This is a genomic window from Algoriphagus lacus, assembly GCF_003583985.1.
In the GTDB taxonomy this organism is placed as follows: domain Bacteria; phylum Bacteroidota; class Bacteroidia; order Cytophagales; family Cyclobacteriaceae; genus Algoriphagus; species Algoriphagus lacus.
In genome coordinates this window covers 154379-168351 of sequence record NZ_QXML01000005.1, presented here as the reverse complement: position 1 = coordinate 168351, position 13973 = coordinate 154379, and the positions used below count along the sequence as shown (strand labels likewise).

Below are 13973 nucleotides of genomic sequence, written 5' to 3'. Positions count from 1 at the left end.
CCCCAACTTTTCCGAAATTCCCCATCAATATTGATCAAACCCAAAACCTACCTTTTATGAAAAAAACCTTACCCATACTGCTATTTCTTTTTGCTCTTCCCTTACTGGTTTGGGCAAAAAATGACAATCTGCCCGCTCCCGGAAAGTACAAACTTGTAATAGAAGGCTTTGACTGGGGGCCTGCAGTCAGCAAAGTGATTTTGCCTGTGGACCAAAATCCAAAAGACCTGAGCACGACTGATTTCGAGATTTTTGTCAGCCGCAGTTCTCAAGCCGGAGAAATTCCTGCAGCTCAGACTTCCGGAAAAAGATCGGTAGTTTATGGCTATCCCTCCGATGAAAATGGAAATCGAAAGGAGGATGGAAATCACATGACCTTGGTTTTGGCTGTCAGTCCTGTGAATCCATTAGGTTCGCCGATTCAATACTTGCGTACCGGCAACCGCGGATCAAATGTGTGGATTGATTATTCCATGACCGTGGTAAACACTAAAACCGGAAACATCTGGAATGAAGAGGCTGGACGTATCCGGCCTATCGTGGATGAGTTTGACCTGACAGGTAAATTCACCCATCAGAATACTACCTTGACTTATGCATCTTTTTCTCCCAAGACGATCAAAGAAAAGGCTCCATTGATCATTTGGCTGCATGGCGGAGGAGAAGGTGGAACTGACCCTACCATTGCCATGATGGGAAATAAAGCATTCAACTATGCTTCTCCGGAAATTCAGGTGCTGTTTGACGGAGCATTTGTTTTGGTTCCTCAGACCCCGACCTTTTGGATGCAGGCAGCAGAGGGTATGACCCGTGGGCAGGTGAATGATGTTTACAACGCTGCAGTATTTGCGCTGATTCAGGATTATGTGGCAAAAAATCCAAAGATTGACCCAGCCCGAATCTATGTTGGTGGTTGTTCCAATGGTGGCTACATGTCTTTAAAATTGATTCTGGAGCATCCTGATTATTTCGCGGCAGGTTATATCTCAGCCTTGGCTTACAACAACGAATTCATTACCGATGCCCAAGTCCAAAAAATCAAGAACGTTCCGATGTGGTTTGTGCACTCCAAAGATGACATGACCACCAAACCGGATGAGACAGTAGTGCCGCTATATCACCGATTGAAGCAGGCTGGTGCTAAAAATGTCTACTTTACCTACTACGATAATGTCACCGACATTACCGGATTTTATGGAGGAGAGAACTATCGTTACAATGGTCACTGGTCCTGGATTTACAGCCATGCAAATGTGGCCCGCACCGATTTTGACGGTTCACCAGTAATGCTCAACGGTCGTCCCGTTACGATCATGGAGTGGATGGCCGCCCAGAAAAAGAAGAAGTGACTTTGGGAAAGAAGCATAGTAAAGTCCTTAATGACAAATAATGTACTTCTCGCAGAGCCGCGAAAGTCGCTAAGAGGTTTGACTTCTTTGCGACTTACCGTCTTTGCGAGAGTAAATTTTAAGAGCCCAGCTATTGGGAAAGTAGAATAGCCTCCTGGATTTTTTATTCGTAATCTAGCTTCATGATATCCTCAGAACTCATCAATTCCGACTGGGCATCCAAAGCCGAAAAACTGGGAAGCCTTACACCGGAAATGCTTGACTTGATTTACCTGGAAAAATGGTTCCAGCTGTTTGTCCCAAAGGAATTTGGCGGTCTAGGTTTGACTTTGCCTGAAGCCTTGGGTTTGGAGGAGAAGATCGCTCAACTGGATGCGAGTTTGGGTTGGACCGTGACATTATGTGCCGGTGCCGGTTGGTTTGTGGGTTTTTTGGATCCAAAACTCAGTCAGGAGATATTTGCCGATCCCAAGGTTTGTCTGGCAGGAAGTGGATTTGTGGGAGGAAAAGCTGATCGGGTAGGAGAGTCTTATCAGATTTCAGGAAGCTGGACTTATGCTTCAGGCGCATTACATGCCACGCATTTTACCGCAAACTGCGAAATTCTGGAGGATGGGAAGCCTATCCTGGATGAAGCAGGAAAACCTTTGGTCAAGGCCTTTATCCTCCAAAAAGAAGAGGTGGAAATCCTCGACGGCTGGAGCTATATGGGCATGATTGCCACAGGTAGCCATGCGTTCAAAACCGAGAATCTTCAAGTTCCGCTGAATCGGGCTTTTGAGATTATACCCGGAAAAGCCACCCGTCCGGAAGCTGTATATAAGTTTCCCTTTTTGCAGTTTGCGGAAGCGACACTTGCGGTGAATATTTTGGGAATCACCCAACATCTGCAAAAGCTGATCAGGGAGTCTTTTTGGAGAAGAAACGAGATTCGGAAATATGATCCAAATCAATTGAGGCACTTCAAAAAGCTGGATAACAAGACTTCTGAAAAGTTGGAATCTATGCGAAAAAAGTTTTACCGAAAAGTCAAGGAGTGTTGGGAAGAATTGGAGAAAAAGGGAAAGATTTCCAAGAATTCCCTGAAATCAGTTAGTCATACTAGCCGAAAGCTTACTCAAGTCTGTCGTGATTCCAATGCCAGGATGTATCCTTTTGCCGGTCTCGAGGCGGCTAAAACGCATACTGAACTAAACCGGGTGTGGAGGGATTTTAACACCGTCAGTCAGCATGCGCTGTTGATTTTCCCTTTTTGAGAGTTTGCCATTAAGGCTAAAAAAATGCTTAGCCACTAAGGCTCTGAGGCGCAAAGTTTTTTAAAAGTGGAGTTGATAGGTAATGGTTAATTCTGTTTCTTCCCAATGGATTTTCTTTTTTAAAAAACCATTATAATAATACACCAGACCAAATAAGGAAGCTCTTTAAAATCAAACCTATGTGCCTCTATGTGGCTATTGTGGTTTAATGAAAGGAAGCTGAAACTAATTTATATGCAAGCTATTTTCCCTGTCTTTCAATTTAGTTTGGAAAATTTGATTTTTTGGGAAAAACATGGTCTTAAATTATTCGTAAGTTAAGTTATGATCAAAAATGCTTTCCTATCGTTCTTTTTACTCTTTTTGGCAACTTTCGCTTTCAGCCAATCTCCATTAAAGTACGAACTGAGTCTTACCAAAAGGCCTAGCGCTATTCAGGAGGAAATAAGTTATATGCTTCAGCGCGGTGAGGATGGTGGGATTTTGATCATCAAAGAAAAGATTTTCTCGGCGAAAGGTAGTGCAGCGGATAGCCTGTTCCTTACCTCAGTTTTGGAAAAACCCTCTGACGAAAAAAGAATTCTCCTGCGGGAATTTGTCGAATCCAAGACGACATATGTTTCCGATTCGTTGGTGATTACGGATCTAAAAGTGCTGGAAGAAATCGACCTCATGGTCAGCAAATGGAATAATTTGGTGGAGCAATCTCATCTAAAAAATCCGAATCGATTTGTCCTTGACGGAACTACTTTTTCTTTATCGCTCCTCAATGAAAACCAAGAACTAAGCAGCTTTTCCATCCATAGTCCTGATGACCAAACCCATCCGGAAATCACCCGATTATTGCGTTCTCTCGAATTACTTTCCAAGGAATTTTAACTCTTAACAGCTGCGACTCATCACTGCAATTGTTTTCTTCTAGTGACCTTCCATTTCCTGACAAGAGTCATAGTTTTTATCAATCGGAAAATAATTTTAATACGGGTTCCTTTTTCTAAATTCGCATACATTTCAATTTAACTTAACGACAAACTATGGATACACACGGCAAAAACGGAGGAGACATCTCAAAATGTCCTTTCCACAATGGCTCTATGGCTGCAGCAGCAGGCAAAGGCCAGCAGAACGTTGATTGGTGGCCAAACCAATTGAAGCTTAACATTCTTCGTCAGCATTCTTCTCTTTCTAACCCAATGGAAGAAGGATTTGACTATGCAAAGGAGTTCGAGTCATTGAACTTGGCTGAAGTAAAGGCTGATATCGAAAAAGTGTTGACCACTTCTCAGGACTGGTGGCCGGCTGACTATGGTCACTATGGTCCATTCATGATCCGTATGGCATGGCACAGTGCTGGTACATACCGAGTTCAGGACGGACGTGGCGGTGCTGGTACCGGTACGCAGCGCTTCGCTCCATTGAACTCATGGCCTGACAACGCCAACTTGGACAAGGCGCGTTTACTCCTTTGGCCAGTGAAGCAGAAGTATGGCAAGAAGCTTTCCTGGGCTGACTTGATGATCCTGACCGGCAACGTGGCTTTGGAATCCATGGGTTTTGAAACCTTTGGATTTGGAGGTGGCCGTGCAGACGTTTGGGAGCCTGAGCAGGATATCTACTGGGGTTCTGAGAAAGAATGGGTTGCTCACCGTAATCCAGAGGCATTGGAAAATCCACTGGGAGCTACCGAAATGGGTTTGATCTATGTGAATCCGGAAGGACCTAACAAGGTGCCAGATCCACTTTTGGCAGCAAAGGCAATCCGTGAGACATTCGGCCGTATGGCTATGAATGATGAGGAAACTTGCGCTTTGATCGCGGGTGGTCACACCTTCGGTAAGACACACGGTGCAGCTGATCCGGGCAAATATGTAGGTCCTGAGCCTGCCGGAGCTTCCATCGAGGAGATGAGCACAGGTTGGAATAGTACCTATGGCACCGGTCATGGTGCTGATACCATCACTTCCGGATTGGAAGGTGCATGGACTTCAACTCCTGCCAAGTGGGGACATGATTACTTCAAGTTCTTGTTTGAATATGAGTGGGAACTGACCAAGAGCCCAGCTGGCGCTCATCAGTGGGTAGCTAAGAATGCTGAGGCTATAATTCCTGATGCGCACATTCCTGGCAAATTCCACAAGCCTTTCATGTTGACAACGGATCTGTCCATGCGATTTGATCCCGAGTACGAAAAGGTGTCCAGAAAATTCTATGAAAACCCTGACTACTTCGCAGATGCGTTTGCTAGAGCTTGGTTTAAACTGACTCACCGTGACATGGGACCAAAAGCACGTTACAAAGGTCCTGAAGTGCCTGCTGAAGATCTGATCTGGCAAGATCCAATTCCTGCAGTAAACCATCCTTTGGCTGATGCAGCGGACATCGCAGGCTTGAAGGCTAATATCCTGGCTTCCGGTTTGACCGTATCTGAATTGGTTTCTACGGCTTGGGCTTCTGCTTCTACGTTCCGTGGTTCTGACTTTAGAGGAGGTGCCAATGGTGGCCGTATCCGTCTGGAGCCTCAGAAAAACTGGGAAGCCAATAACCCTGCTCAATTGAACAAGGTATTGGGTGTATTGGCAAGCATCCAGGAAGAATTCAACAGCACAGCTGCTGGTGGAAAGAAAGTTTCCATGGCAGACTTGATCGTCTTGGGCGGTTGCGCAGCAGTGGAAAAAGCAGCAAAAGATGCCGGATTCAATGTGAGTGTTCCATTCACTCCAGGCCGTACAGACGCTACCCAGGAAGAGACTGAAGTGGATTCCTTCGAGTGGTTGAAGCCATGGGCTGATGGATTCCGCAATTACATGAGTGCTGATTGCTCGGTGAAGGCTGAGGAAGCATTGATTGACAAAGCACAGTTGTTAACCTTGACTGCTCCTGAAATGACAGCCCTTGTGGGTGGTATGAGAGCTTTGGGTGCCAACTGGGACGGTGGCAAGCATGGTGTCTTCACCGCTACTCCCGGCAAGTTGACCAACGACTTCTTCGTGAATTTGCTTGACATGGGAACAACCTGGAGAGCGACTTCTGACAAGCACAATGTATTCGTAGGCAGCGATCGCAAAACTGGCGAGCCGAAGTGGACCGGAACCCGTGCAGACCTGATCTTCGGTTCCAACTCTGAATTGAGAGCTTATGCGGAAGTGTACGCTTGCGAAGACGGCAAAGCGAAGTTTGTCAAAGACTTCGTGGCAGCCTGGAACAAGGTAATGAACCTGGACAGATTCGACTTGGCGTAAAAGCTAAAGAGGATTATAAATAAGAAAGCGGTCTCGAAAGGGGCCGCTTTTTTTGGTTTCTGCCACATAGGATCCTAGGGTGAAAAAGTAGTGTTCGGTTCCCAGTCGCAGTAAGCAGTATTTCTGCAAACTGATACAGATCACTGCTTACTTTTTTGAACTGTTTTCCCAGTCAATCTTAGACTGAAAGTTCCGTCTGAATGTCAATCGTCCCACTCAGAATTTTGTGCACAGGACAGGCATTGGCAATGGCGAGCATCCGGTTGAGTTGGGTTTGATCCAGGTTTCCGATCAACTCAATTTTCCGATGAATCTCTGTTCGGTTTTCTTCCCGGTTTACTTCCAGACTGACTTCCAGCCTTACTTCTTCCAAGCCCCAGCCTTTGCGGTCGGCATACATTCGCAGGGTGGCACTGGTACAAGCCGCAAGGGAAGAAGCCAAGAGTTCCGACGGTGAGAATCCCAGATTTTTTCCTCCTACGGTCTCTGGCTCATCAGAGATTAGCACATTACCCGAGGAAGAGTGAATCTCGGTTTTATAAAGTTCTTTCTTGATGCTTGCTGTGATTTTGGCCATGGTTATTTCTTGGGAAAAGTAGGGTAAGGAACAAATTCTTCTTCATCTCCGGGGATTTTGTCAAATTCCTGAGCGATCCATTTTTGCTTGGCTTCCTGAATGAGGTCTTTGCTGGTAGCGACGAAATTCCAGTCAATAAACCGTTCTTCCGGAAAAGCATCCCCTCCAAAAATATAGACTGTGCTGTTGGCTTCGATGGTGAATTCGCAAAGGGTAGCATTCTTTGCCACCAGGATTTGCTTTGGACCAAATCGGTTTTCTTCACTCTCAATCCCTCCTTCGAGGATATACAGACCGCTTTCTCCGAAAAGTTTTCCTTCCAGATTTACAGTTTGTCTTTTGGTGCTTTTGATCTCCAGCATATAAAGCGGGCTATAGACGGGTACTGGGGAGCGATGTCCCAAGACTTCGCCGGCCACCAATTTGAACTGTAGTCCATCTTCCTCCCAGCTTGGAAGTTGCTGGGCTTCGATGTGAAAAAATTCGGGATCTATTTGCTCCAAATCTTTTGGCAAGGCCACCCAGATCTGCAATCCATGCATGATTTTGTTTTCGTTTCGCAGGTGATCCGGGGTACGCTCGGAGTGAACGATCCCTTTCCCGGCAGTCATCCAATTAACCGCTCCGGGCTGGATTTCCACTGCGTTTCCAAGCGTATCACGGTGCATGATACTGCCTTCGAACAGGAAGGTCAAAGTGGAAAGCCCAATGTGCGGGTGAGGCAGGATGTCCATTTGGTCCCGTTTGTTTAGCTTGACAGGCCCCATGTGGTCGAGGTATATAAATGGCCCGATCATTCGCTTTTGGCGGAAAGGAAGGAGACGGCCTACGAGAAATTTACCGATATCGGCAGCCCGTTCTTCGATGATCAATTGAATATTGGACATGGTGAAAAGTGGGGGTATACTGATTGATAATAAAGGTTTTCAAAGCAAAAAGCACGAGGTTTTTAACAGGCCAAATGGGTAAGTCCTCTGATTTTCAGTTTCCTATTTTTCCAGCTGATTCTCCACGGGTTTCAAAGTGGCCAAGTGGGCTTCAAGAATCCTTCGGATCTCTGCGATGATATCCGGGTGATTTTCGGCGATGTTGTATCGCTCACCCGGATCAACGGAAACATTGAAAAGCAAGGGCGGATCCTGTGGTGTTTTCTGGTTGGGGATTTCAGATGGAGGTGTGGTGATCGGATGAGCGGTTTGGAATCCATACTCATTTTGGGTGATGAAATGGGCTTTGTAATCTCCCCATCTCAGCGCCCGAACCTGGGTGCCGTGGTAATAAAAAACCACCTCCCGCTGGCTTTTTCCTGTCCCAAACAGAAGGGGGGAAATATCATACCCGTCATATTCCCGGTCTTTTGGCAATTCAGCCCCTGCCAATTTGGTAAACGTAGGGAGGATGTCAAGTGTCGTTCCCATATCCATGACCACGCCTCGTTTCAGTTTTTCCGGCCACCAGAAAATCGTCGGCACCCGTAATCCCCCCTCAAAAGTTCCTCCTTTTGCCCCTCTGAGCATTCCAGCCGAACCTCCCTGGGACTTGAAGATGTGCCAGGGACCATTGTCGGAGGTAAAGACCACCAGGGTGTTTTCTGCCAGGCCTTCGTCTTTCAAAGTCTGGAGAATCTGCCCCACAGACCAGTCGATTTCTTCGATCACATCGCCATAAATACCTGCCTGAGACACATTCTTGAATTCCTCAGAGCGAAACAGGGGAATATGAGGCAGAGAATGAGCCAAGTAAATAAAAAATGGCCCATCCTTCATTTCTTTGATTTGCGCAATGGTTTCTTCGGTATAGCGCTTGGTCAAGGTTCGCTGGTCTGTGGGCTGTTCAATAATTTCCTTATTTCGCATTAGAGGAACATTATAAACCTGAAACCTTTCTTCCTCAGCCAATTGAATCTGGGCATCGATCCAGTTTTTCCCTTCAATGGACTCCGTACGGTTCATGTCGTTGGAATAGGGGATACCGAAGTAGCTGTCAAATCCGTGGTCTGTGGGCAAGTGGGGAGACAAATGTCCCAAATGCCATTTTCCTACTGCAGCCGTTTGGTATCCTTTCGACTTTAGCGCTTTGGCAAGGCTCAGTTCGCTTTGGGGTAGGCCACCTTTGGAATCCGGGAAAAGAACTCCCCGCTTGTCGCTTGTCATGCCCGAGCGGATGGGTAATCTTCCGGTCAGCAAGCCCGCACGGCTTGGAGTACAAACAGGAGCGGCTACATAGAAATTGGTCCATTTTTGACCTTCATAAGCCATCTGGTCCAAATGGGGCGTGCGGATCGTCGGATTTCCAAACACGCCCAAATCCCCATAGCCCAGGTCATCGGCAAAGATGATGATGAAGTTGGGGGGAGTTTTACCGGTTTGCTGGGCATTGGAAACACCGGTAATTGCCAAAATCCCAATACTTAGAAAGAAGGCAAAAGAAATCAATTTCTGGTGGCTGGGAAAAGTCATCTTCGGTGGAGTTAGATTCATCAAAATAGTCAAACTTTTCCGGCTAGGCTAAAAAATCACGATTCCAGTGGTGCGTGAAATGGCGAAGTAATCTCCCTGACCTTAGCTGCTTATTCCTACCGGGAAAGAAGTTCCATTCGGAAAATCCAGATATTATTCACTTTTAGGTAAAGTAGAATAAAGAAAATAACGACCGTTCCCACCAAGGCAATGAGATTGATGATTTTTTGAGCTTTCAACCGGCTGGCGAGTGATTTTTCAAGTCCTTGAAAAACCCAAAGCCCCAGCAGTCCGCCAAGAGTGTTGTTGATCAGATCCGTTGCATCAAAGGCTCCGAATTTCAGAATGTATTGGCTGATTTCGAAAAGAAAGCTGATGGAGAAAAACAGCCCTGCTTTTTGACTCAAACTCCATTTTTCCCTCAAAATCCCTACATAACATCCAAAAGGAATAAAAATGAAAACATTCAGCAAGAGCTCATTCCGGTCTCCCTGGCCTTCCATTCCAAAAAGCGCAGGAAAAGGAATCCAGTTCTGCTCCACGCCGGCATGGTAGGCGCTGATGTTGAATTTCAGCACGATGATCCAAAAGAGCGCAACCAAATAAATGGCACATAAGGCCAAGGTTAGGTTAGTGGATTTGAGGAGGTTTTTCATAGGGATTCTAAAAGAAAAAAATGCCCAAGAGCCAAGTTGTAATTATTCAGCAAGAATCGAATAAATCCAAAAAATATAGAACCAAATGAAGCCAATCCAACTGATTGGGTGAATCCGTTTCAGGGTTTGTTTATCGTAAAGGAAAAGAGAAATAAAAAGGCCATTCCAAATAATCCCTTCCACGAAAACGATGTTGAGCAGGCTCTCTCCGAGTAACTTTCCCCCAACCCGATCAATCACCGGTCCCAGCACATAAAAGGTTCCTACAAACAAGAATCGCTTATGTAAAGCAGGATAAGTGCGTTTCCAATAAGCTAAGGCAACCAACACAGTAAAACTGACGGTGAATACCCGGTTGACTTTGACAAATCCCGGCATCGCCTCCCAACCTTCATAGACCGCATAAAAGACATAAAACGTACTCAAGATCACCCCTAAGGCGATACCCATTCCCCACATGCCCCATTTTCGGTGAGCTCGGATGTCACCTTTTCGGATAAAATTGGATTGAACAACCAGGATGACAAACCAGGCCAGGAAAAACAGCCCATGGACAATGAACTTGGGATCGCTGTTGCTTTCCTGGCCTATGTCATAAAAAAGATTGTCGGAAAAAGCGATTAGGGAAAGAAGCAGCATAAAAATGCTCACCCAGGAAAAGTAGTTTTTTGGCATGAAGCAGGTTTTGAAGACGAAAATTTAGCGGAATTCTGGACTGTAGTTGGCTTATTGTGAGGTAAATAAAAGGAGATTTTCCTTATATCCAAGGATGGAAAAAGCCGAACCGGGCGATTCCTCGACCCAATTCGGCTTTGCATTTTTATCGGAGAAGCTTCTAAATCTTACTCATTCCTGAGTTTGGTGGAGGGATTGATAAAGGCTGCCTTGAGCGCCTGGGAACCCACCGTAAGCACCGTCAAAACCAGAATAAACAGCAGGGAAAGTGCAATGGTCCCCACACCGATGTTGACGCGATAGGCCATGTTTTCCAACCAGAGATTATTGACAAACCAGGCCGCCGGGAGTCCAAACAGGATGGCGATTCCTACCAGTTTGACAAAACCCATGGACAACTGCCATGCGATCTCCGGAACGGATGCTCCCATGGATTTGCGGATGGCGACTTCCTTGGTTTTGACCTCTGCGGCGTAGGCTGCCATTCCAAGCAATCCAAGACAGGAAATCGTAATGGCCAAAAATGCAACCAAGCCCACCACTTTGCCCAAGACTCCAAAGAACACGTTGTACATCTCGTTCATTTCCACTTCGAAAAACTGGTAATTGATTTTCAGGTCCGGATTGACCTTGTTCCAGGCAGCATTCAAGGTGGCAACTATCGCCTCATCGCTTCCGGAATAATTGACCTGAAGCTGGCTGAATTCCTCCGGATTGTACAGCAAAGCCATTGGTGCGTCCTGCATCAGCATGTGCCGGTGGATGTAATTGGGCACCACACCGATGATTTCATACAGTGCAGGATCATTTCCCCGGTACATCACCTGACCGACAGCCTCCGATGGACTGCCAAGCCCAAACTTTTCCACGGCCAGTTCATTGATCAGGATTTTGGTCTTGTTGGATTCGGGATTTTGGGGACTGAAATTTTTCCCCGCAAGAAGCTTCACGCCCATATTGGATAGGTAGTCCTCGTCCACATGGAAGTAGTCCATTTCCTGTTTCTCGGCTTCCGAACTCACTTTGAACTCATCGCCCATGATCACCCCGGCACCCGGGATGTGGGACACGGCTGACACACTTTCCACATTGCTCTGTTGGATCAGTTCGGCCTTGAGTTGCTCCGCGCTAGTTTGGTTGAGTTTGACCAAAACCTTGTGCGCCACCTCAAATCCCCGGTCTTTGTTCAGGAAAAGATCAGTTTGACGGTAGACTAAAATTGCCGAGACGATAAAAATCAGCGAGATGGCAAACTGCATCACCAACAGGGTCTTGCGCAGGCCAAATCGGGAAAGCAGTTTGATGCTTCCGAAACTTTTCAGCACCCGAATCGGCTGCAGGGAAGAAAGGATCACCGCAGGAAAAAATCCAGCCAGTAAGCCCACGAGCAGTGCAAATCCGATCAAGTAAGGATAGACCTCCAACGAGGTCGAAAAATCCCAGCGGAGCAGCTGCACCAGCCGGAGGTTCATCAGGTAGGGTTTGCCAAGGATCAGGATGATCCAGGAAAATGCCAGTGCCAGGGTAGCCGTGAGGACTGCCTCAGAGATAAACTGAAGGAAAATCTGGGAGCGCTTGGCTCCGGTGACTTTTCGGATGCCGATTTCCTTGGCCCGGGTCAGCGAACGGGCAATGGACAAGTTGGTGTAGTTGAAGCAGGAGGTCAGCATGACAATCGCCGCCAATGCTCCCAGAAAAATCACAAAGATCCGGGGAAGGAATGGTCCGATGGCATTGTTGACGTCCGGTCCCATGGCGATATTCGTCAGACTCTGTAGAGCAAAACCATGCTTTTCCGGATCGTCTGCCGCATAGTGAGCCTTGGCAATCTGCTGCAGTTGCTGCTGGACTCCGGCGTTGGATTGTCCTTCCTCCAGGAGAATATAGAGATAGCCCTCATAGACACTGCTCCAGGATTCCAGGGAATTTTGTGCGGTGCTGTCCACTGCATTCAAACTCGGAACTGTCGAGAAAGAAGCCAATCCCTCAAACATGAGGTGGGATTTTTGATCAGGTTTGTCCTTGAGAATTCCCGTGACTTTATACTCACCCTGATCGCCTACTTTGACTGTTTCTCCGAGTGGATCGGGATTTTTAAACAGTTTTCTGGCGGTCTCCTGAGTCAATACTACAGAGTAAGGTTCGGATAGGGCAGTGGCCGGATTGCCGGATTCGAGCTCGAGTTCGAATACCTCCAAAATCTCCGGATCGGCAAAGTATCCCGTGATCGGAATGTTGACGTCCTGTTTGAAGTCCATCATGCTCATATTTCCAAAACCGCGTTTGATTCGGGCGGCTTTTTCCACGCCGGGCACCTCCGTGAGGAGCACTTCCTTCAGGGCCATAGTTGTGGTGGCGGTGGGTTTGTATTTTTCCGACAGGGTATTGACCCGGTAGATTCGGTCTTTGCGACTGTTATGCCGGTCGTATTTATATTGGTCGAGGACGAGTGTGATGACGACTAAGCTGAGCGCCATACTCACCCCCAAGCCGAAAATATTGATGAAGGAAAAGATCTTGTACCTCATCAGATTTCGGAAGGCGACTTTCAGGTAATTTTTCCACATGGTCTGTACAGTCTGTTGGTTTAGGTTTAAGTGATTGTCAAAGGAGCGGAAGAGAAGCCTGGGGCACCTTTCCGTTTTTGATCCGTTGTACAGAACTGGTTTTGCCAAGGAAGTGCCAAGCCAAAAAAGCTTCAAACAACTCGGAAATTAGGTTTTAGTCCATCTGGCCCAATTGATTGTGAACATTTTTGTCCGAAGGAGGACAATTTGGTGGAGTCAATGCCCCCCTGTCTTTGAAGACTGGGATGGATAAGAGAAATCAAAAAGGAAAGAAACTTGGGCCAAGGGAAAGCAGGAGGGAAAAAACTAAAACTCGGGCTCCTGCACCTGTATTTTAAGTGATTGAACCGGTTTGTCGAGGTTCAAAACCTGTATTTCCAGTCTTTTTTACTGTTTGTCGAGGTTCGGAACCTGTATTTCGAGTCTTTGAACCTGTATTTCCAGTCTTTTTTCCTGTTTGCCGAGGTTCAGAACCGGTATTTCGAGTCTTTTTTACTGTTTGTCGAGGTTAGGAACCGGAACATTGAGGTTCCGAACTTGGATAAAGGACTTTGGAACTCGGTAATTAGAGTTTTGAAGTGAGAGGGGGTACCTGATAAGTAGGGATTAAATTTGCCCCTTATAGTTTGGATCAAAATCCACCATCCATTCAATGCCATATTTGTCTCTGAACATCCCAAAATAGGAGCCCCAAGGACTGTCAGAAATAGGCATTTCAATTTGTCCGCCGGCAGAAAGTCCGTTGAATAATTTATCTGCTTCCTCTTTGCTTTCGGCACTGATTACAATTTTGCTTCTGTTCTCATTTTCGTTGGTTCGTCCCAGGATTTCAGGCACATCGTTGGCCATCAACACATTGTTTCCGATGGGTAAAGCAATGTGCATGATTTTGTTTGCCTCATGGTCTGCAACTGGAAATTCAGCACTTGCCAGGTCTTTGAAGCGCATGATTTTCGCAAACTCCCCGCCAAATACGGATTTATAAAAGTTGAATGCTTCCTCTGCATTGCCGTTGAAATTGATGTGGGGATTGATACTTGCCATGATTTTGATGGTTGGTGAAATGTGGTTTTCAAGTTATGCTAATTCCTAACAATTGAAAAAAACCGGCAGTCGTGGGGATTTTAGGGAGGGGAAATGAATCGAATTGGAAACCCGAAAGGATATGGGGAACTGGGTAAACTAGGTAACTACA

11 protein-coding genes are annotated in these 13973 nt (G+C 46.4%); 4 read left to right on the top strand and 7 right to left on the bottom strand.

The window, feature by feature from the left end; genetic code table 11:
* Positions 1–56: 56 nt before the first annotated feature.
* From D0X99_RS11580 to katG, 4 genes are all read left to right on the top strand, one after another.
* Positions 57–1349 carry a prolyl oligopeptidase family serine peptidase gene (locus tag D0X99_RS11580; protein WP_119477988.1) on the top strand — a complete coding sequence of 431 codons (1293 nt, stop codon included), beginning with the start codon at positions 57–59 and terminating at the stop codon, positions 1347–1349.
* A 182-nt stretch (positions 1350–1531) separates the two neighbouring features.
* Positions 1532–2605, top strand: coding sequence for an acyl-CoA dehydrogenase family protein (locus D0X99_RS11575; protein ID WP_119477987.1), 1074 nt, complete (start codon positions 1532–1534; stop codon positions 2603–2605).
* Positions 2606–2929: 324 nt separating this feature from the next.
* A complete protein-coding gene (locus D0X99_RS11570) occupies positions 2930–3484 on the top strand; it encodes a hypothetical protein (protein WP_119477986.1) in 555 nt (184 codons plus the stop codon).
* A gap of 155 nt (positions 3485–3639) precedes the next feature.
* Positions 3640–5844 (top strand): catalase/peroxidase HPI, encoded by a 2205-nt coding sequence (gene katG, locus D0X99_RS11565; protein ID WP_119477985.1) that lies wholly within the window; start codon positions 3640–3642, stop codon positions 5842–5844.
* Positions 5845–6022: 178 nt separating this feature from the next.
* Here the strand turns inward: katG and D0X99_RS11560 are convergent, their stop codons facing one another.
* The 7 genes from D0X99_RS11560 to D0X99_RS11525 form a co-directional block, all read right to left on the bottom strand.
* Positions 6023–6421, bottom strand: a complete 399-nt coding sequence (locus D0X99_RS11560) for an OsmC family protein (protein WP_119477984.1) — start codon at positions 6419–6421, stop codon at positions 6023–6025.
* A 2-nt stretch (positions 6422–6423) separates the two neighbouring features.
* Positions 6424–7308 carry a pirin family protein gene (locus D0X99_RS11555; protein ID WP_119477983.1) on the bottom strand — a complete coding sequence of 295 codons (885 nt, stop codon included), beginning with the start codon at positions 7306–7308 and terminating at the stop codon, positions 6424–6426.
* A gap of 102 nt (positions 7309–7410) precedes the next feature.
* Positions 7411–8880, bottom strand: a complete 1470-nt coding sequence (locus D0X99_RS11550) for a sulfatase family protein (protein WP_119477982.1) — start codon at positions 8878–8880, stop codon at positions 7411–7413.
* Positions 8881–8996: 116 nt separating this feature from the next.
* Positions 8997–9536, bottom strand: coding sequence for a VanZ family protein (locus D0X99_RS11545; RefSeq protein WP_119477981.1), 540 nt, complete (start codon positions 9534–9536; stop codon positions 8997–8999).
* A gap of 42 nt (positions 9537–9578) precedes the next feature.
* Positions 9579–10211, bottom strand: coding sequence for a hypothetical protein (locus tag D0X99_RS11540; protein WP_119477980.1), 633 nt, complete (start codon positions 10209–10211; stop codon positions 9579–9581).
* A 167-nt stretch (positions 10212–10378) separates the two neighbouring features.
* The gene (locus D0X99_RS11535; RefSeq protein ID WP_119477979.1) at positions 10379–12778 is read right to left on the bottom strand and encodes an ABC transporter permease; all 2400 of its coding nucleotides are present in this window, start codon (positions 12776–12778) and stop codon (positions 10379–10381) included.
* A gap of 606 nt (positions 12779–13384) precedes the next feature.
* Entirely contained in the window at positions 13385–13822 is a 438-nt protein-coding gene (locus D0X99_RS11525) for a VOC family protein (protein WP_119477977.1), read from the bottom strand.
* Positions 13823–13973: the final 151 nt, after the last annotated feature.